We start from the raw sequence: 19482 nt of genomic DNA on the forward strand, positions 1-19482 counted from the left end.
ACCTTCATTACCGGAAGAGCGGCTGCACGAGCTGTTACCCTTCGCGAAAGATCCTCTGAATAACTGACCCAGGCGGTGAAATGCAGAACGGGTCTGCGCCGTCAAGGTGAGTTCACCGGGACGTTACGTACGATCGCTTCTGGAGTACCTTCAAAAATAAACGGGTTGAGGAACACTCGTCCCCACAAGAAGTTGCGATCAACTTCGCTCAATGAAGCCTCACGACATACCTCTGCCCAGTTTTCGTGAACCGTTCGGATACAGTGTGTGATAACGTCAATAGCTTCCTGTTCGCTCAGCAAAAATTTAGCCGCAGCCGACAGACAAACCGCAAGATTGCTCATTCGGTTTTCACCAATAATCAGCATTGCCTGCGTTGCTTCATTACCAGAACGGCCCTGAGGACAAATATCATAAGCGGGCGTCAGGCTCAGTTTTTCACCATCCCAAAATGCTGCATGATTTCTGGCGTGATCGTCTGTGTTACCGCAAATAATATTAAAAACCAGACGCCCGAACAGCTCTCGTAATGTCTCCTTAGGTGCGTCGAAGCGCTGGCGAATAATATCCGTCAAATCCTCATAGCTCGCATACCTTGCCATCATCTCATCAAGACCAAAAATGGTCAGCGCAGAGACCATCAGGCGGCGCTGCCACCCTGCATGGCTTTGTATACGGTCAAAGCGTTGAATAAGTATGACGTCTTTACCCGCTGTATGGCGGAGAAGAACAGGTGCAACATTTAGCCCAGCGCAGGCAGCCAGTCGCATAGCGATATATTCAGCTTTAACAACATTATAGGTATCTGTGGAGGAGGAGAATTTTGCGATAAACTTACGCTCCCCGGACTCAATCATTGCCTTTGGTCGCGCGCCACCTAATGAACTACCGTGAAAAAGCGCTTGTTCCAGCTCCGGAGTTAGCGGTACGCCACTTTCAACCATTGATGCGGCCTGCATTAATTCTTCAAGAGATGCGCTTTGGGACTCACGCGGCACATACTCCGTTGCGGATCGCTGGAAGTCGAGTCCTCCAATTCGGTCCGAGCCGGACTCAAGCAAATATGTCAGTTCATCCAGTCTGTCAGGGTCAGCATCCCTGCCCTGAGCCCCCATCAGCCGGTTCAGAATAACACGACGCCCCCAAGCATCCGGGGCAGCATCACGTAATGCACTCGCCTGCTGTAGGCCTGGGGCGGGAAAAATCGCCCCCCGAACCAACGGAAGTTCCGGCTCATAGACAGGGATAGCATCCTCCCGTTCCAGGTAACTGCGCCCGTAGTTGAAGATGAACCTGTTGCCATCACGAGTTAGCGCACCTGCAACAATCGGTTGAGTTGCACCAGGCAACCAGATCCATACATATGCCAGATCGGGACTGTTATCAGAAGTCATCGTTTATCACCTTTTTGGAGTGATACACTGAGCGAGGCATCAGCGATAAAGTTTTCTCTGCGTTCGCGGTATGTAACGTCATCGATGCCTGATCAGGTGTAAAAAGTGGAACACCGACAATGGTGGCCAGTTCAAATACCGCGCCAATTGCACACCCCATGTCCCCTTCTTCAGCACGATAAACGAGTCCACGCGATACACCTGCACGTTCAGCCAGTTCTTCAACGGTCAATTTACGTTCAATACGCGCAGTACGAATCATCAGCCCCAGCAGTCGCGCAGCATCACGGCTATAACGAGAGTAGGTTCGAGTAGATGGTTTTGCCATTATACGCCTCTTTGTTCCATAAATAGAGCATTTTGTGTAAGTATATCCTTTTTATAGAACAATCAAAATTGTTTACTTCAGTGCTCCATCATACTTGTTCCATAAACAGATTCTTACATTACTCTACGCTCTATTAGTGGAACACACAAATCTCGCGCGCTTGATGCCAGCTATTGAGTATCGCAACTGGCATCGGGCGTCTGATATTAGCTAAGAGCTAAAACAAATCGCTTTCCGACGTGTTCCAGAACAGACGGCTATGGTGGCAACACAGTTGAAGTGTCTTTTGTGGAGAGATAACGGCAAGGGTACGATTTGATGCAACAGCCATTGACATCACATAAACACTTATCAATCCACCGCCAATCAATAGACAAAACGGTGATGCCAGTGGCATCAAAATTTACGTCAAACAATCTTTCCGCCTGCGTTTTCGTTTTCCCATTGCTCACACCCCCTCACGCCATCACTCTGCGCGGACACCCACCCGCAACAGGAAACAGATATGTCGGACTACACCTTCAACATGGGTCCCCTGCGTAGTGCGATCCATATTCAGCTTCACACTCATAACGCCACCCGGCTGTGGACCGGGCGGAGGGCGACCGAGAACGGCCCTGCGCCAATCATTGGAATGCCGCGCTTTATCGAAATCCTCAACCAGATGCGCATTGCCGCAGAACATAACGATCCTTACGCCGATCTGTGGATGCTGCGTATGGAGGAGAAACTGGCGCAATCGCGTAAGTTGATGCAAGTGATGCTGGATCAGGCAAAAGCCATGTTCAGCGAATTGCCGGAAGGCATCGATATTGAAAACTGCCTGAATGTTCAGCCCGTCCGTTTTCCCCTGTTTATCAACGCACCGCTGGCCTATCAGGGCGTCTACCTGCTGACCGACTTCGACCTGCTCGCCCGCCAACTGCTGCTGGCCTCGCATATCGCCATCATCTCTCGCAGGGAAATGCACAACCGGTTGAATAACGGCGCAAAGGTTATTCGCAGCGCCTTTGGTCTGGCGCAGAAATATCGGGGTTCCGGTCTGACACATCAGGACTTTATCGACAATACGCCACAGGCCAGAGCCGCTATTGAGCGTTTAGGCCCGCTGCCGGAAGCGATACTGAGCGGCAAGCTGCGCTCATCGTTTTCATCACCATTGCTTGGCAAGGCCGAAAATCCCGGAGCTGGCGATGATGAATAACCCCATAACCGGCTATCAGTCGCTGGCTGATGAAGACTATAAAATGCTGGCTTACATCTCCTCGCTAAAAGGCCTTTTAAAGCCTTTTAAGAGTAAGGGGGAGCTGGAGCTGCTGGAGAGCAACGCCCGAAGCGTGCGCGAGATGATGGAGCCATTGATGCAGCGTCTAATCCGGAGCGCCAGACGCTACCCCGTGCGCCAGCTTCCGCTGATATTTACCATCGGCCCGGCACCGTCCGGCGCGAACTTTTTGCGCTGGCGGAACCAGCAGAACAACAAATCCGGCACCCCGGCATTCAGCAACCTGATTGGCGATCCCAAAATCCCGCAGCGCGCCAGAGACGCCTTACTGGAAATCGAGCGGGATCGCATCGTGTTCAATATGCAGATGTCGGTACTGACCTTCATCATCCGCCAGGCGCGGGAGTGTCAGGACAAGATGGAACAGGTGGAGATACTGTATAAGGGGCAACAAAATAGCTGACGCAGAACATGAGTTGCAGCGCGACACCTGGCGGCTGCGTGATTAACCTCACGCCATACCCAACAGCGCGGCATGTTTTGCTGGTTCGCGCTCGTGACGTTCCCGTCACGCAAAACAACCTTTACGCTCCTGTTCAGTATCATTCCGGGCGGATAGCCAGGCGACAGCCGTCTCGCTATCCGCCCGGACCTCCTGCATTGTTCCGGCGCCCACCGGATAACAACGGGATCCGTTTGTGCGCAAGCGCCAGTTATTGCGATTTACACTGCTGACAGAAATCGCGCGTAACCCTACGCGAACAGTGGCCCCTTCAGCCCGCTGCACCTTAACAGCCTCCGTGCGGAACACAATATTTAAGGTGCAGCAAAACAGAATATCGCCTCGCAATTTCCCTTTCCCCTCGTTTAAATCCCCTTGCTTATCCGGTAGCCGGAACCTACACACTACCCGCCGTAAGGCGCGGTTCCATCGCCTTTTAATTGCGCAGCATCACACAGGCGCATCCCTTTCACCCGATGCACTCTGCATATCACCAAGCGTTACGTTCAGCCACGCGGGAGGATCCTATGAACGAGAAAACTTACTTCAATCTGTACACCAGCGGTCTGGGTTACGTTAACCGTGTCCGCACCGTCACCCCTAAACGCGGCGAACCCTTTTTATGCTGTGACATTGCCGCATTAAGCGGGGCTGCCGATGCCGTGGAGTATGTCCGCTTTGACTGCAAAGTCACTGGCAGCGAAGCGCGTAAGCTGATTGCCCGCTGCGAGCAGGCGATTAATGAAAAGCGCAAAGTGTTAATCCACTTCCGCCTGGGCGACTTATACGTCGATATGTTCACTTACAGCAAAGGCGAACGTAAAGGCGAAACGGGCGTCAGCCTGAAAGCCCGACTGCTCTATATTGGCCTTATCAAAATCGACGGTGAAGTCGTCTGGCAGGCCGGAAATCAGGAAGCAGAGGCAGAAGCTGATGCCGCCTGAATCTTTATCATGACGCCCACACCGGGCGTCTTTTTTTCATCACCGAAAAACAATTTCGCGTTGTCTGCCTTCTCACCATTGAGCACCCTCGGGCTATTCCTCAACAGATTCAGAGAAACAATGGTGCGAATAACAGGATGGGTTATCACATTGCTGATGCTGGGCGGCTGCACCGCGCCCCGCCAGCCCGCTGTACCAGCGGTAACCCCCACAACACCACCCGCGCCTGAAGTGGTGCGCTATGACCGCTACCTGCTGATCAACACCCGCCCCGACGAAGCCCAGCGCAACCCGCTTCACCAAATCGTCAACATCAACCTGCCGCTGAACCTGAAACTCACCGTTGGCAACGCCTTCGCCTGGCTGCTGAAACAGAGCGGCTACAGCCTTTGCGTCGATGACCATCCAACACAGTTTCTGGCAGGTAAACCACTGCCGCTTTCGCAATACCGGCTCGGCCCGATGAGGCTGGAAGAGGCGCTGAAAACGCTGGCCGGACCGGGCTGGCTGATGCATGCCGATGTACTTAACCGAGAAGTCTGTTTTCACCTGAACACGCCGGGAACGGGAGACCACCATGCTTAAACGTCTGACTTACCTGACTACCGCCAGTATTCTCATTCTGTTGGCAGCGGCGATGATCTGGTGTTTCAACCGACTAAATACCCTGACGCTGGCGCAGCAACAGACACAACGCCAGATGGAGCAGTGGCGTGACCAGTCGCAGCCAGATGACAATTACCGAGAACTGCAAGTTGCCGTAAAAAACATTATCGGACGCACGGAAGCCCTTGCCAGGCAGCTTGACGATGTCACCAGCTCTCAGGCCGAACGTCTTAAGCCCATTAACGAGCAGCTCAGGGAGCTGGAGGGACAAGTCCGGACCCTGAGTTCCAGTTATCAACACCTGCAACAACAGTCCGCCGCGCGCAGCCGCGCCAAGGCAAAACGCCCCGCCCCATCTCCGCTTTGGGCCGCAAAGGCCCCTTTTTCACTTATCTGCAGCGAGTTTCGCGCCGGACGACAGTTCGCCGTCATTGCCCCATCCGGCTATCGTTCGCTTTCACAGCTTCAGCTTGTTGCTCCCGGCAATAGCGTACAGGGCTGGCAACTGCTGCAAATGGACGATAACCGTGCAACCTTCCGCAAGGGCGGTCACCACCTGACGCTGAATGCCGGAGGGTAAACATTGATGCGCTGCTATGTTCTGGCTCTCTTTGCAATTCTCCCCACGTTGCTGTTTGCCAGCCCGCAACAAACCCGTATTGAAGAACAGGCCATCACTCACACGCAGGCGCAGCAGTGGGGGCTGACCGACAGCGAATGGCAGCGCTACCAGCAACTGCGACAGGGCGAGCGCGGCATCTGGTCGCCGGGACTCGATCCCCTCACCACCCTCGGCGTGGAAGCCAACAACGACGCCGAACGCCAGCGCTACGCTGAGCTGCTGGCCCGTAAAGAGCATCAGCGGGTGGAGAAAGAGCTGGCGTTCCAGCGTGCTTACAACCAGGCATGGAAGCAGCTTTATCCGACTCTGACGCCCATCCGTAGCATCGTCCAGCCACGGCTGGCGCTGTTCGTCAGCGAAAAATGCCCGGCCTGCGAGACGCTGGCGCGAGAGCTTATCAACGACGACCGCCCGCTGGACATCTGGCTGATCAACAGCCGTAACGACGATGCCAGCCTGCAACGCTGGGCGCAGCGCCAGCATATTGATATGCGCAAAGTCGAACGCGGGCAGATAACGCTTAATCACGATAACGGGCGCTGGCAACGCCTCGGCGGTGGAAAACTACCGTTATTGCTGGAACAACAGGGGGAGCAATGGCATCCCGTCTCTGCGCCCTGACAGTCGGCCTGCTTATCAGCGCTCACGCCTGCGCCGTACCGCCGCTGTATGAACAAATCGCCCGCCAGCAGCGGGTTCCGGCTGAACTGCTTTACGCGGTGGCCCGCGCTGAAAGCGGCACCCGACTGGCGCAGGGGCTGCATCCGTGGCCGTGGACGCTTAATATTGCCGGAACCGGCTACCGCTACCCCAGCCGTTCTTCAGCCTGCCGGGCGTTGCTGGACTTCGCCCGTAGCCACAGCCTGAAACGCATCGATGCCGGGCTGGGACAGATTAATCTCGGCTGGAACGGGCAATGGTTCCCCTCGCTGTGCGCCAGTTTTGATCCGGCGGACAATCTCACCATTACCGCCCTGCTGCTGCGTCAGCGCTACAACGCTTCCCCCGGAAGCTGGCTGGACGCCGCCGCCCGCTACCACCACCCCGCCGGAGGTAAAGCCGCTTCCATTTATCGCCAGAAAATCAGCCAGCAAATCCGGCTGCTCTCAGCATCAGGGACCTCGTCATGAAATACCTTATTCCAGCGATGCTGTTGGCCGCTGCCGCCGCGATTGCCGGGCCTGCCGTTCCCATGCAGGCGCTGGATGAAGCGCGGTTACTGCCGGTCGTCACCCACACTCTGCATCCCGGTCAGCAACCTCGTCTGGCACTCAATCTGCCGGGGATGACGCCACTGTTTTTAATCGGCGACGATCCGCTGTCCACAGAATGGCTGCGCCAGCACCGGGACGCGTTAAGAATCCTGCACGCCACCGGGCTGGTCGTGAACGTCGCCACGCTGGCGCGGTTGAATGCCCTGAGGGCTATCGCTCCAGCATTAACACTGCTGCCGGTCAGCGCCGACGATATGGCTAAACACCTGCCCATCAGCGCCTATCCGGTGCTCATCACCGACAAGGGGCTGGAACCGTGAGGCTCGATTTTATCCTGCGCCCGGCAGTGGAGCTTTACAGCGCCAGCGCGGCCCTGCTGGCGGCAGTATGGTGCGTAGCGGCTCCGCAAACGCTGCTGCTTACTCCCCTTCCAGGCTGTCTGCTGGCGCTGGTATTGCTTGCACTGTCGGCCCTACGTCTAAAGCAGGGGCTGCGCATCCTGCGCTTTCGCCGCCGCGTGTGCCATCTGCCACTCTGGACGCTCTCCGCGAGCCGTATCCCATTGCTGCCCGACGCGCTGTTTCTCGGGCGCGGCTTTCGCTGGCTGCCCACGCATACCCAGCGGCTGTATCTGTGTCGCCTGCCACAGTGTGAACACTGGCTACGGACAGATCGTCCTTCCGCCAGCGGCGGCGATCCGCTGCTGCATGGTGTGGAGCTGCGCGAAGGCCGTGTCACCTTGCCGCTGCGAGATCGACCAGGGCATACGTTGGTGCTCGGCACCACCCGCGTCGGCAAAACCCGGCTGGCGGAGCTACTGATTGCCCAGGATATTCGCCGTGGTGACACGGTGATTGTTTTCGATCCGAAGGGCGATGCCGACCTGCTGCGCCGTGTGTGGGCGGAGGCGCACCGCGCCGGACGGGAAAGCGTCTTCTGGCTGTTCCATCTCGGCTGGCCGGAGATATCCGCCCGCTACAACGCCGTCGGGCGCTTTGGCTGTATCTCGGAAGTTGCCAGCCGCATCGCCGGACAGCTTTCCACCGAAGGCAACTCCGCCGCCTTCCGCGAGTTCGCGTGGCGCTTCGTCAATATCATCACCCGTGCTCTGGTGGCACTGGGCCAGCGCCCGGACTATGCCCGTATCGCCCGTCACGTTATCAACATCGACGAACTGTTTATCGACTACGCCCGCGTCTTTCTGCCCGGTCACGACCGACAGGCGTGGGACAACGTGGTGCGGATTGCCGGTGGCATCACCGAGAAAAACACGCCGCGTAATCTTCAGGGACGGGACAACTACGTCATCGCACTGGAGCAGTACCTTTCCACCACCCGATTACATGAACCGATCCTCGACGGCCTGCGCTCTGCCGTGCGCTACGACAAAACTTATTTCGATAAGATCGTCGCCTCGCTGCTACCGCTGCTGGAAAAACTGACTACCGGGAAAATCGCGCAACTGCTGGCCCCGGACTACGGCGACCTCAACGACCCGCGCCCGGTGTTCGACTGGCAGCAGGCCATTCGCCAGCGGGCGATTGTCTATGTCGGGCTGGATGCATTGTCCGATGCCGAAATTGCCGCCGCCGTGGGTAACTCGATGTTTGCCGATCTTGTCAGCGTCGCCGGGCATATCTACAAACACGGCGTGATGGACGGCCTGCCGCAGGCGGAAGAAAAAACGGCAATCAACCTGCACTGCGATGAGTTCAGCGAACTGATGGGCGATGAATTTATTCCGCTGATTAACAAAGGCGGCGGCGCGGGCGTGCAGGTCACGGCCTACACCCAGACGCTCTCCGATATCGAAGCCCGCATCGGCGATCGCGCCAAAGCGGGCCAGATAGTCGGCAACTTCAACAGCCTGATCATGATGCGGGTACGGGAGACCGCCACCGCCGAATTGTTGACGAAGCAACTGCCGCAGGTGGATGTGCTCAGCAACAGCGTCAGCTCCGGCGTCACCGACAATACCGACGCTCAGGGCAACATCGGATTTTCCAGTAACACCCAGGATCGGGTGAGTAGTATACAGGTGCCGCTACTGGAACCCGCCTCACTGGTACAGCTACCCAAAGGTCAGGCGTTCGCTCTGCTGGAAGGCGGTCAGCTCTGGAAGCTACGCATCCCGTTACCGGACACCGCGCACGATCCGCTGATGCCAGAAAACATCGCGCAAATCTCCCGTTATATGGAAAAACAATACAACAGCGCGCCCGTATGGTGGAACCACCCGGAGACAGTTGTAACGGCGAAAAACGACCCTATTTTATGGCTGAACGACAGCGAAACCACGGAGAAACTGACCGATGACACCCCGGACACACCGCCAGCTTGTAAGCGTTGAAGTGATGTGGCCTGCGCAAACGCTGCCTCTTCCCCTGCAACAGGCGGTGGAAGCGCTGACGCAGGGAGAAACGCCCGACCAGATTATCGCTCGCATGAATTTGCAGGGCTTTCAGGCATGGCGCGAAGCTACGTCGCTACAGGGCGAACATGACATTTTTCAGATACGACTGGATGAGGAGCACGAGGCACGATTCCTCTGCCGCTACGTCACGCTGCCGCTGCACTGATGCCCGAGCATGTGCCACCAGGACCAGCACGCCGCCCCGGACTTCTCGGCTGGCTCGCATTGTTACCCGGCGTACTGGTTGGCTTTTGCCTCGGCGCATGGATGCTGGCGATAGCACTGGAATGGCTGGGCGATGCGTTTTTCTGGCGGAACACCTGCGCCAGCCACAGTGAACAGGTATTGCAGGCGACATGGCAGTGGTGGCGGGGTTCTGCTGGCGCACCGGTGTGGTTAGTTGAAGATCTGGCGCTTGCCAGCGATAAGTTGCAGCAAGGAAGCGCAGCGCTTATTGCTTCGCTCAATGGGCAAAGCGGGTTGTTCTGGACGGCGACGGTCACTACGGCTATTCGCTGCGCGTTATTGTCTGCAAGCAATACCACCCTCACCTTTCTGCTGCGGCTGGCGATTCTGTTGCAGGCGCTACGGCTATTTGCGCTGATTACCGTCGTCGGGCTTATTGACGGGCTGGTAAGACGCGACTTACGGCGGTTCGGCGCAGGCCATGAGTCCGGGTTTGTTTATCACTATGCCAGGCGTATGATCGTCTCCAGCTTAGTGGCAACGGGGTTGGTGTGGCTGGCGATGCCGATTTTTCTTGTACCAGAGTATATGTTTATACCAGCGGCAGCAGGGATTGGGCTGGCAGTATCCATGACGGGCGGATCTTTCAAAAAATACGTCTGAGTGCCATCATTTCCAGCCCAAATGATACAACTCTCGCTGGTAACGTTTATGCTGTGACAGACGCCGTGCATTGACTTTTCACTCACTAAATAGTTTACTTTTTTTATTATAGTTACACCATGAGTGAATCTATGGCATCAAAATTAAACTGGCTGTTGCAAAACACCTCTCCGGGAAGCCTGGTTTTGCAATCCTGGCTAACCCGAAACAACATATCGCCTTCTCTGGCCTTTAAATACGCGCAAAATGGCTGGTTAATAAAACGGCGGGCTGGCGTTTATGCGCGCGCAGGACGAGAACCAGACTGGAGCGATGCGCTATGGTGTCTGCAAAGCCAGCTTGAAGCACCGGTGCATCTGGCCGGACTGAGTAGTCTCTCCTGGCAGGGCCGTTCCCATTATCTACAGCTTAAGCAGAGTCAATGCTGGCTTAGCGTTGAAAACAAAGCGATGTTGCCCAAATGGTTTAAAGAATTTCCCGGCGTTGAGTGGTTGGTGGTATCGGCTCTGAAGCTTCCTGAATTGGATGAAAAATACCGAACTGAGCTTGAGGTTAAAGGGAAAAAAATAACCGCCAGCGTACCAGAACTGGCAGCCTATGAGTTGCTAAGCGCAGTCCCTCAGGAAATCTCATTTGAGCACGCTGCCGAGCTTTTTCAGGGACTGGTCAATCTCAACCCACGTAAAGTGGAGAGGCTGCTTACGCTCAGCCAGTCCGTACAAACCAAGCGCCTGTATCTGTTTTTCGCCAGTTTCTATGAACATGCATGGTTCAAACGCGTAGATACCAGCAAAATCGACCTGGGATCGGGCAACCGACAAGTCGTTGTTAATGGCAAGCTGAATACTCATTACCAGATTACTGTGCCCGAAAATTTTACTAAGAAGGGAATAAGCCATGGATAAAACCTTCCCCTACTACCGCCAGGTCGCTCTGCTGGTGCGAGCATTACCCTATGTCGCTAACGAGGCCTGTTTTGCGTTGAAAGGGGGAACAGCTATTAACTCATTCATGGTATAAATAAAAATCAATCGATACGTAAAAAGAGAGCCATATAGTGAAGGTTATAGTTTACTTATTTGTCGCAGTATCAATAGCTTGGTCTTATATTGCATTCCCATTTAATCTAACATCACCAGTTGCCATGCTTATAAGCCTCTATAAATATCAATTACCATCGGTAACATGGATAGTTGCATTTATTTATTTGTTAGATTTCATTATGGCAACCCTAAAGAAGAGCTCTCCTTATATGATAGAGTTCTATCGTGGTGTAAGAATAGAATTTATTAGCTTGGTATCTTTATTTATTTTCACATTGATATTATACAGTTTATCCTCCATGAAATTTACAAATACAGCCATTGATATTAGCATGGCTGGATTCGGTTTTTTAGTATTCGGAAATATAGGCACCTTTCGTTTGCTTACCTATAAAGTTGGCAGCAGATCATACCCTAAAAAGGTAGCGTTCTTTTTATCCCTTTTTAGTGTATCAACTTCTTTTTATTTTCTTTATCTAACATTCAAAGTTGCAAATAGCGAATATAATATAGTGCAATCACTTTGGGTTCAGATAACAGTTCTTTCTTATTCTATTACATTATATTTCTTTGCAAAGCAGTTATGCTTTTTTATGGATAAGGGGCGAGCAGAGGCATCACCTATCTTACTAAGCATATTGAAAAAAGTAAGGAGTAACAATAACCTTTATGAGCAAATGGCATCTGGTACTACACTATTTAATCAAGAATTAATTAAAGAACGGGCTACTCACAGCCGAGAATTACGTCGAAAACATAAACAAAAAAGAAAATAGCCTTCATACACATCAAAAATTTAAAGCGATGTTAATGTAACAAAACATCGTTTTAAATATCGCAGTACCATATAGAGTGCGCCTTTAACTAATAATGATAGATATTCGCGAGAATGTGTTTTTCTTTCTGCGTGGATAAATATTTTCCTACAGATATTGCGGTAATGGTTACCTACTATTGTTCACAATAGGTTTGCTGGAAACTTACTATGAAGTTTTTCATACTCACCATAGCGCTATTCTTTACCACAGTAACTCTCGCCGCCCCCCTCACCGAGCGCGAAGAGCTAACCCTGTCCCTCAACCAGCTTACCCAAATCGAAGCCTCACTTAACCGCGCTCAGCAAAGCGCCAGAACTGGCATCAACGAGCGCTACTATTTCGATTATCCGCGCATCCACAGCGATATCACCACCCTGCGTAGCGGGATTGAAAGTTACCTCACTCCTGCGCGAGCCCAACCACGAGATACGGCGACGCTGGTCGGGCAATACCGTGAGGAGAAAACCACGCCATGACCCCTGAACAAATCAGCGCCTTCCAAGCTGCCAGTCTGGTGAAACCCGATGCCGTCAGCCTGGTGATGCTCGGCCTGTTCAGCGCCTTTCTGCTGCTGTGGGTGGTCTGGGTGCTGAATGATGCCTACCGGGGCGTGGCGACTGCGCGAGTGAGCTGGCGGGCGCTGGGCAGCATCGGCGGGCGAACCATCTTACTGCTGCTTGTCAGCTTCTGGCTGGTACTGAGCTAGCGGATTTCAGGAGACAAAATGAAAAAACGCATCTTCAGATGGCTGCTGTGGTTCCCGCCCCTTCCTGCATATGCCGATCTGCCAGAGATGGAAGATCCCTCACGCGGTCAGGGCGACGGTATCATGGAAACCTTGCAGAACTACGGCTATGACATCGTGATCCTGATGACGCTGGGCATCTGCGCCGTGGGTTTTCTGGTGGTCGCCAATAACTGCATTGCCACCTATTCCGAAATCCAGGGCGGGCGTAAGCAGTGGAAAGATTTAGGCGCAATGGCGGGCGTCGGCGCAGTTCTGCTGGTGATCACCATCTGGTTACTCAACCAGGCCTCGGACATTCTGTAAACCATGAATACCATCCCCTTTCTCCCGGAACGGCTGAACCGCGAACCTGCTGTGTTTCGCGGTCTGACGGTCAGCGAACTGCTGATAGCGCTGCTGGTCGGGCTGGCTATCGGCGCCATTACTGGAGCCATTCTGGCAATACTGTGGCGCAACTGGAGCCTTATCCCCGGCAGCGCCCTGCCCGGCGGTGCGCTGGCGATCCTCTGTGGCGGACGCTGGCTGGCGCGGCTGAAACGCGGACGCCCGGAGAGCTGGCTGTACCGGGCGCTGGATCTGAAACTGGCCCGTTTCGGTATCGGCACTCAGCGTTTTGTCCTGAACGATGGCGTCTGGGCTATTCGTCGGAGCCGACGATGAGCACCTTTAAGCACGCGCTGGCCGCGCGGGATGCGCATATCCGCACTCTGCATATTGCGCTGGTCGCGTTATTCCTGCTGGCATCAGGCATGGGATTCGGCTGGTACAGCTCCCCACGCCAGCTCACGGTGTACCTGCCGCCGGATCTTCGCGCTGCCAGTCAGCGTCCGTGGTGGGAAGTGCCGCCCGCCACGGTGTACGCCTTCGCGTTTTCGGTGTTTCAGCAGATCAACCGCTGGCCGACCAACGGCGAGGCCGATTATCCCCGTAATCTCAGCGCCCTGCGGGCTTACCTGACTCCCGGCTGCTACAGCCAGATTGACCGCGAATTTCGCCAGCGTCTGCAAAACGGCGAGCTGCGCGACCGGGTACGCGGCGTGTATGAAATCCCTGGTCGGGGATTCAGCGATAAGCGGGTGCAGATCCTCGACCGCGACAACTGGATTGTGACGCTGGATCTGACCGTCGATGAGTATTTCCACTCCGAACCCGTCAAGCGGGCGATGGTCCGTTACCCCATCAAAGTACTGCGCTACAACATCGACCAACAGAAAAACCCGTGGGGGCTGGCGCTGGACTGTTTCTCATCACCACCGCAGAAGCTGGAGGCGGCTAAACCATGAATGCCCGCCCGCTGTTGATCCTGCTGGTTGCCCTCCCCCTGCACGCTGTCGAACTGGTGAAGTGGGAGCGCATTCCGCTGCCGGTGGCGCTGAACATCGGGCAGGAGCGGATTGTCTTTGTGGATCGTAATGTCCGGGTGGGTTATCCCGCCGCGCTCGAAGGCAAGTTGCGCATTCAGAGCAGCAACGGCACGCTGTACCTGCTCGCCAGTCAGCCGTTTGCCGCCACCCGGCTACAGCTTCAGGACACAGAAAACGGCGAGCTGATTTTGCTGGACGTCTCCGCCAGCAAGGGCGAGCACATCAGGGAACCGATACGCATTGTCCGCGAAGAGAAAAAGACGACTGACGCGAAACCCGATGCAGCTCCTGGCCCCTCACCGTCTACGCCGCTTCCGGTGGCACTCACCCGCTATGCCGCGCAGATGCTCTATGCCCCGTTACGCACCGTGGAACCTTTGCCGGGCGTGCAGCCCGAAGGCGTGCGGCTGGCAAAAACCATCACCACTTTGCTGCCCGCGCTCCCCGTCAGCACCATACCGATCGACGGCTGGCGGCTGGATCCTTACCACCTGGTGGCGATCCGGCTTCAGAATAAAAGCGCCACCCGACTGGAACTCGATCCGCGCCAGCTTCAGGGGCAGTTTTACGCCGCCTCCTTCCAGCATCGCTGGCTGGGGCCTGCGGGCAGCGCCGAAGACACCACCGTACTCTATCTCATCATCCGCAATCAGCGCCCTGAACAGGCAATCCTGCCGGAGCCTGCGCAGGAGAAGAAAAAATGAAGCTCCAGGCCAATATCCTGCTGCGGGTTCTGACGCCGCTCATCCTGCTGGCAGGCAGCGTCCTGCTGTTTCATGCCTGCCAGGACCGTAAAACCACACCGTCAAAATCCTCTGCGCCTGCAACGCCCCTCAGCCACGACGAGCTGAAAGCGCTGGGGATTGAGGGCGACACGCCCGCCGATACCGTCGCCACGCTGGTCGGCCAGATGAAACTCTGGCGCAAGGAACTGGAAACGGTGAAAGCCAGTAACGCCGCACTGGTGCAGGAAAATCAGCGCCTGCGTGAACGCGAGCAGAATACCGACAGCCGTATCAACGAGGCCATTAACCGCCAGCAAACCAGCGCTTCAGAGCAGCAAAACGAATTGCTCAGCTCGCTACAGACGCAGATCCAGCAGCTTAAGGGAAACAGGACAACGGACGACTCGCTGGCCGGGCTGGGGATTGATGAACCGGAAACGGCCTCCGGCGAACCACTGCGCTGGATAACGCCCGCCGATGCCCTGCCAACGGATAAAAACGGTCATCCGCTGCAACCTGCGCTGGCCTTTCCTTCCACTATGCAGAACACCGCGCCTCAGCCTAAAACACCACCGCCCGCCACCGTCAAACCGGTCTACACCCTGCCGCAGAACAGCACCTTAATCGGCTCGGTGGCGATGACTGCGCTGCTGGGGCGCATTCCGCTTAACGGCAGCGTCACCGATCCCTACCCTTTCAAGGTGCTTATTGGCCGCGATAACCTCACCGCCAACGGTATCGAGTTGCCCGACATTGAAGGCGCAGTGATCTCCGGCAGTGCCACCGGCGACTGGACGCTCTCCTGCGTGCGCGGCAGCCTAACGTCAATCACCTTCGTCTTCCGTGACGGCACGGTACGCACACTCCCCGCCGAAGGCGACAAAACCGGAAGCGGCACAGAAGGCAAGATAGGCTGGCTGTCCGATCCTCACGGCCTGCCCTGCATCCCCGGCGAGCGTAAATCCAACGCCGCCGTATATATCGGCTCGCAGTTCCTGCTGGCCGGATCGTCCGCCGCCGCACAAGCACTGGCGAACAACCAGACCACCTCCACCGTAGAGGATGGCTCCATCACCACCGCACTGACGGGCGACAGCGGGCAGTACGTGCTCGGCCAGGCGCTGGGCGGCGGACTGAAGGAAAGCGCCGACTGGTTTAAGCAACGCTACGGCCAGATGTTCGATGCCATCTACGTGCCGCCCGGCCAGGCCGTTGCCATCCATATCACCCGCCAGTTAGCTATCGACTACGAGCCTGACGGACGGCGGGTGAACTACCGCACGGCAGGCGAGCGCACTGGAGATCTGGACTGATGCGTACTCTGATTTTGCTGTTATCGCTGCTTCTGAGCGCCTGTAGCACCGACCAGAAAACGCTGCTGCCGGTGGATGAAAATACCACCATGCTCAATATCTGGGGCCGACAGAATAACGATGCGCAGGCGCTGTACGACGCGCGATCGGTGCTGCGTCGCCCGCTGGATGACACCACGCTGACCGCACAACAGCAGCAGGCCACACGCAGCGACGGCAATGCCACACAGGCACTATTCCGGCGACTGCCTAATCCGGATATGGAGATGTATATCTTCCCTCATCTGGCGGGTAGTGAAGGTGTCCCGGTGCCGGGCTATACCACCGTCTTCTCGTTCTATAACCGGGTGCAGTACGCCCTGCCCGGCGAGCGGACCGATCCGCTGTGATGATGCGCAGTGGCACCCTGACCGAACAAACGGTGGACAGTCTGTACCAGAAAGGCGCGTCGTTCGTCGATTTTCTGCCGTGGGTGGAGTACCAGCCAGAAAGCAAAACGCTGCTGCTGGATGACGGGCGCTCGGTCGGCGCGGTGTATGACATTACGCCGTTCGGCACCGAAGGGCGCTCTCCGGCCAGGCTGGAAGAACTGCGCGATATTCTGAAGGATGCGCTTCAGGACAGCTTCACGGAATACGACCGCCATCCGTGGATAGTGCAGTTTTACTGCCAGGATGAGGACGACACCGCAAGCTGGCTGGCCGCACTGCGTGACTACGCCGTACCGGAAGCACGGAACTCTGATTTTACCCGTGCCTGGCTGGAGGAAATGGAACGCCATCTGCACGCCGTTTCCAACCCGGAAGGCTATTTTCTGGACGATGCCGTCAGCCATACCCGCTGGCGTGCTCAGCAGCGCCACACCCGGATGGTGGTCTACCGCTGGCTACCCAATAAATCCCGCGATCCGCTGGAAGACTCGCCGGAAGAGGCGCTGAACACCGTTTGCGAACGGATGGTCTCCGCACTGGCGGGCGCGGGTATTCACGCCCGCAGGCTGGAATGTGAGGCCATTCGCCACTGGCTGCTGCGCTGGTTTAATCCTGCCCCGCAGATGGCCGACTCACCCCGGCAGTTCTGGCAACAGATGGCGCAGCAGGATGACACACCGGAGTTGAACGACTTTGCCGAGAGCCTGCTGTGTAGCGAACCACGCTCACAGGCCGCGCAAGGGGCGTGGCTGTTCGACCAGCGTCCGCATAAGGTCATCGTACTGGACAGGCTGCGTAAACCGCCCACCGTCGGCCATATGACCGGAGAATCCGCACGCGGCGACGGCATTAACGCGCTGTTCGATCTGCTGCCGGAAGGGGTGATCATGGCGCTGACCATTGTCGTCTGGCCGCAGGACCGGCTGGAGGAACATTTAAGCCGCCTCAGCGACCGCGCCATCGGCGAGAACGTCGAATCGGAGTACACCAAAAAAGACTGTCAGGAAGTGCGCCACTGGCTGAAGGACGGCCACAAACTCTACCGCAGCGCACTGGCGTTTTACCTCTCCGCCCCGGATAACGGCGAACTGACCCGACGCGTGCGCAGTCTGAACAGCCTGCTGCTGAATGCGGGTATGGTTCCGGTACAGGAAAATGACGAACTCGCCCCGCTCAGTTCGTGGCTACGCTGGCTGCCGATGTGCTTCGACCCGGCGCGGGACAAACGCCAGCTCTATACCCGCTTCAGCTTTGTGCAACACCTCGCCAACCTGTTGCCGCTGTTTGGCCGCGAGAGCGGCACCGGGCATCCGGGTGTCAGCTATTTCAACCGGGGCGGCGGGATGCTGTGCTGGGATCCGCTTAACCGCGAGGACCGCGCCCAGAACGGCCACCTGCTGCTGCTCGGCCCGACCGGCGCAGGTAAATCCGCCACGCTGAACGCCAAAATAGCGCAACTGATGGCGCTGCACCGCCCGCGCCTGTTTATCGTCGAGGCGGGTAATTCCTTCGGGCTTATGGCCGATTACGTCCGCGAACATGGGCTGACGGTGAATAAAATCAGCCTGAAGCCCGGCTCCGGCATCACGCTGCCATTGTTTGCCGACGCATGGAAACTGGCGGAAAGCGACGTGCCTTCAGCAGAACCGGATGATGACGAGCCTGAGGATACCGACAACGAACAGCGCGATCTGCTAGGCGAGATGGAGATCACGGCCCGCCTGATGATCACCGGCGGCGAACTGAAAGAGGACGCCCGCCTCCCCCGCTCCGACCGGGCACTGATTCGCGAAGCGATTCTCCACGCAGCCCGACTCACCGCCTGCGAACAAAGACAGACGCTGACGCAGGATATCCGCGATGCCCTGTTCACACTGGCTCAGGATGCGGCGCTACCAGAATCCCGCCGTAACCGGCTGTGGGAGATGGGCGAAGCGATGAATATGTTCTGTTCCGGATTCGAGGGGGAACTGTTTAACCGCGAGGGCAAGGCGTGGCCGGAGGCGGATATCACCCTGGTGGATCTGGCGATGTTTGCCCGCGAAGGTTACGAAGCGCAACTGGCGATCGCCTATATCTCGCTGATTAACCATATCAACAACCTCGGCGAGCGCGACCAGCATCTGGCGCGTCCCATCGTCAATATTACCGACGAAGCGCATATCATCACCGTCAACCCTCTGTTAGCGCGGTTTCTGACCAAGGGTTCGAAGATGTGGCGCAAGCTGGGCATCTGGCTTTGGCTGGCGACGCAGAACCTGAGTGACTTCCCGGATGATGCAAAAAAGCTACTCAATATGATTGAGTGGTGGGAGCTGCTGGTGATGCCGTCCGAAGAGGTGGAGCAGGTCAGCCGCTTTAAATCTCTGACGCCAGAACAGCGTCAGCTCCTGCTCAGCGCCACCAAAGCACCGGGGAAATACACCGAAGGCGTAGTGCTTTCGCCGCGTGTTGAGGCGCTGTTCCGCGTGGTCTCCCCTGCCCTGTGGCTGGCACTGGGAATGACGGAGAAGCATGAGAAGGCGGAGCGAATGCGAATTATGCGGGAGTTTGCGTGTAGTGAGCTGGAGGCGGCGATTAGGGTGGCGGAGAGGTGTTTTTCCAGCGGTTGACGTAATCCACTCTGGATATAACCAAGTCTGATGGGCCGTTCAGTGCCAGAAGCGGGCGTTTTGCACATTACTACTTATGCTTAAGGTTAGTCCTCAATGGGCACTTAAACTCCTGTTCATCTATTTCAAAAATGTATAACCTGATAAAGAAAAGATCGAGGGCATGAGGGATAAAGATGTCTACTGTTGCAGATTTAGTATCAGTGACCTTCCCCCTGTAAACAGTGCCAGTCTAAACTGAAGTAGCCGGTCTTTCTTTCACCTCACAGAGAGGCGCATTGCCATGAAAAAGACCCGTTATACCGAAGAACAGATTGCGTTTGCACTGAAA

The 19482-nt window shown here is 56.1% G+C and carries 24 protein-coding genes and 1 pseudogene; 23 read left to right on the forward strand and 2 right to left on the reverse strand.

Annotated elements, in window-relative coordinates:
* Positions 1-101 precede the first annotated feature (101 nt).
* Both F4V61_RS21555 and F4V61_RS21560 read right to left on the reverse strand, forming a co-directional pair.
* Positions 102-1394 carry a type II toxin-antitoxin system HipA family toxin gene (locus F4V61_RS21555; protein ID WP_058820065.1) on the reverse strand — a complete coding sequence of 431 codons (1293 nt, stop codon included), beginning with the start codon at positions 1392-1394 and terminating at the stop codon, positions 102-104.
* Positions 1384-1722: a helix-turn-helix domain-containing protein gene (locus F4V61_RS21560; protein WP_058820064.1), complete on the reverse strand. Its 339-nt coding sequence runs from the start codon at positions 1720-1722 to the stop codon at positions 1384-1386. Before F4V61_RS21560 ends, F4V61_RS21555 begins: the two co-directional genes overlap by 11 nt.
* Positions 1723-2227: 505 nt before the next feature.
* Between F4V61_RS21560 and F4V61_RS21570 the strand changes: the two genes are divergently transcribed.
* The 23 genes and pseudogenes from F4V61_RS21570 (at position 2228) to F4V61_RS21685 (ending at position 19151) form a co-directional block, all read left to right on the forward strand.
* Positions 2228-2926 carry a PFL_4669 family integrating conjugative element protein gene (locus F4V61_RS21570; protein ID WP_058820063.1) on the forward strand — a complete coding sequence of 233 codons (699 nt, stop codon included), beginning with the start codon at positions 2228-2230 and terminating at the stop codon, positions 2924-2926.
* Complete coding sequence (locus F4V61_RS21575; protein ID WP_058820062.1) at positions 2916-3410, forward strand: DUF3158 family protein; 495 nt, start codon at positions 2916-2918, stop codon at positions 3408-3410. Before F4V61_RS21570 ends, F4V61_RS21575 begins: the two co-directional genes overlap by 11 nt.
* A 566-nt stretch (positions 3411-3976) precedes the next feature.
* Positions 3977-4393, forward strand: coding sequence for an STY4534 family ICE replication protein (locus F4V61_RS21585; RefSeq protein WP_058820061.1), 417 nt, complete (start codon positions 3977-3979; stop codon positions 4391-4393).
* 120 nt (positions 4394-4513) lie between these two features.
* Entirely contained in the window at positions 4514-4978 is a 465-nt protein-coding gene (locus F4V61_RS21590) for a response regulator (RefSeq protein WP_058820060.1), read from the forward strand.
* The gene (locus tag F4V61_RS21595) at positions 4971-5579 is read left to right on the forward strand and encodes a hypothetical protein (protein ID WP_058820059.1); all 609 of its coding nucleotides are present in this window, start codon (positions 4971-4973) and stop codon (positions 5577-5579) included. Before F4V61_RS21590 ends, F4V61_RS21595 begins: the two co-directional genes overlap by 8 nt.
* Before the next feature lie 6 nt (positions 5580-5585).
* Positions 5586-6242: a TIGR03759 family integrating conjugative element protein gene (locus F4V61_RS21600; protein WP_079828804.1), complete on the forward strand. Its 657-nt coding sequence runs from the start codon at positions 5586-5588 to the stop codon at positions 6240-6242.
* On the forward strand, positions 6218-6751 hold the full coding sequence (locus F4V61_RS21605; protein WP_079828803.1) for a transglycosylase SLT domain-containing protein: 534 nt from the start codon (positions 6218-6220) through the stop codon (positions 6749-6751). The genes F4V61_RS21600 and F4V61_RS21605 overlap by 25 nt, the downstream gene beginning before the upstream one ends.
* On the forward strand, positions 6748-7155 hold the full coding sequence (locus tag F4V61_RS21610; RefSeq protein ID WP_079828802.1) for an integrating conjugative element protein: 408 nt from the start codon (positions 6748-6750) through the stop codon (positions 7153-7155). Before F4V61_RS21605 ends, F4V61_RS21610 begins: the two co-directional genes overlap by 4 nt.
* Entirely contained in the window at positions 7152-9185 is a 2034-nt protein-coding gene (traD, locus tag F4V61_RS21615) for a type IV conjugative transfer system coupling protein TraD (RefSeq protein ID WP_079828801.1), read from the forward strand. Before F4V61_RS21610 ends, traD begins: the two co-directional genes overlap by 4 nt.
* Complete coding sequence (locus tag F4V61_RS21620) at positions 9148-9414, forward strand: hypothetical protein (RefSeq protein WP_079828800.1); 267 nt, start codon at positions 9148-9150, stop codon at positions 9412-9414. The genes traD and F4V61_RS21620 overlap by 38 nt, the downstream gene beginning before the upstream one ends.
* Positions 9414-10097 carry a DUF4400 domain-containing protein gene (locus F4V61_RS21625; protein WP_058820053.1) on the forward strand — a complete coding sequence of 228 codons (684 nt, stop codon included), beginning with the start codon at positions 9414-9416 and terminating at the stop codon, positions 10095-10097. Before F4V61_RS21620 ends, F4V61_RS21625 begins: the two co-directional genes overlap by 1 nt.
* A gap of 131 nt (positions 10098-10228) precedes the next feature.
* The gene (locus F4V61_RS21630) at positions 10229-11002 is read left to right on the forward strand and encodes a type IV toxin-antitoxin system AbiEi family antitoxin (RefSeq protein ID WP_058820052.1); all 774 of its coding nucleotides are present in this window, start codon (positions 10229-10231) and stop codon (positions 11000-11002) included.
* Positions 10995-11111 (forward strand): annotated as a pseudogene (locus tag F4V61_RS21635) (nucleotidyl transferase AbiEii/AbiGii toxin family protein); the annotation flags it as partial. The gene F4V61_RS21630 and the pseudogene F4V61_RS21635, both read left to right, overlap by 8 nt.
* 43 nt (positions 11112-11154) lie before the next feature.
* Entirely contained in the window at positions 11155-11916 is a 762-nt protein-coding gene (locus tag F4V61_RS21640) for a hypothetical protein (protein WP_141029349.1), read from the forward strand.
* A 209-nt stretch (positions 11917-12125) separates the two neighbouring features.
* Positions 12126-12434 (forward strand): RAQPRD family integrative conjugative element protein, encoded by a 309-nt coding sequence (locus F4V61_RS21645; RefSeq protein WP_058820050.1) that lies wholly within the window; start codon positions 12126-12128, stop codon positions 12432-12434.
* Positions 12431-12664 (forward strand): TIGR03758 family integrating conjugative element protein, encoded by a 234-nt coding sequence (locus F4V61_RS21650; protein WP_000187177.1) that lies wholly within the window; start codon positions 12431-12433, stop codon positions 12662-12664. Before F4V61_RS21645 ends, F4V61_RS21650 begins: the two co-directional genes overlap by 4 nt.
* A gap of 18 nt (positions 12665-12682) precedes the next feature.
* The gene (locus F4V61_RS21655) at positions 12683-13009 is read left to right on the forward strand and encodes a TIGR03745 family integrating conjugative element membrane protein (RefSeq protein WP_058820049.1); all 327 of its coding nucleotides are present in this window, start codon (positions 12683-12685) and stop codon (positions 13007-13009) included.
* A gap of 3 nt (positions 13010-13012) precedes the next feature.
* A complete protein-coding gene (locus F4V61_RS21660; protein ID WP_058820048.1) occupies positions 13013-13366 on the forward strand; it encodes a TIGR03750 family conjugal transfer protein in 354 nt (117 codons plus the stop codon).
* A complete protein-coding gene (locus F4V61_RS21665; protein WP_058820047.1) occupies positions 13363-13989 on the forward strand; it encodes a PFL_4703 family integrating conjugative element protein in 627 nt (208 codons plus the stop codon). Before F4V61_RS21660 ends, F4V61_RS21665 begins: the two co-directional genes overlap by 4 nt.
* Positions 13986-14774, forward strand: a complete 789-nt coding sequence (locus F4V61_RS21670) for a TIGR03749 family integrating conjugative element protein (protein WP_058820046.1) — start codon at positions 13986-13988, stop codon at positions 14772-14774. The genes F4V61_RS21665 and F4V61_RS21670 overlap by 4 nt, the downstream gene beginning before the upstream one ends.
* Positions 14771-16108 carry a TIGR03752 family integrating conjugative element protein gene (locus F4V61_RS21675; RefSeq protein ID WP_058820045.1) on the forward strand — a complete coding sequence of 446 codons (1338 nt, stop codon included), beginning with the start codon at positions 14771-14773 and terminating at the stop codon, positions 16106-16108. The genes F4V61_RS21670 and F4V61_RS21675 overlap by 4 nt, the downstream gene beginning before the upstream one ends.
* On the forward strand, positions 16108-16497 hold the full coding sequence (locus F4V61_RS21680; protein ID WP_058820044.1) for a TIGR03751 family conjugal transfer lipoprotein: 390 nt from the start codon (positions 16108-16110) through the stop codon (positions 16495-16497). Before F4V61_RS21675 ends, F4V61_RS21680 begins: the two co-directional genes overlap by 1 nt.
* Positions 16497-19151 (forward strand): conjugative transfer ATPase, encoded by a 2655-nt coding sequence (locus tag F4V61_RS21685; RefSeq protein ID WP_080161327.1) that lies wholly within the window; start codon positions 16497-16499, stop codon positions 19149-19151. Before F4V61_RS21680 ends, F4V61_RS21685 begins: the two co-directional genes overlap by 1 nt.
* The last annotated feature ends 331 nt before the right edge of the window (positions 19152-19482 follow it).

Source organism: Salmonella enterica subsp. arizonae (genome assembly GCF_008692845.1).
Classification (GTDB): Bacteria; Pseudomonadota; Gammaproteobacteria; order Enterobacterales; family Enterobacteriaceae; genus Salmonella; species Salmonella arizonae.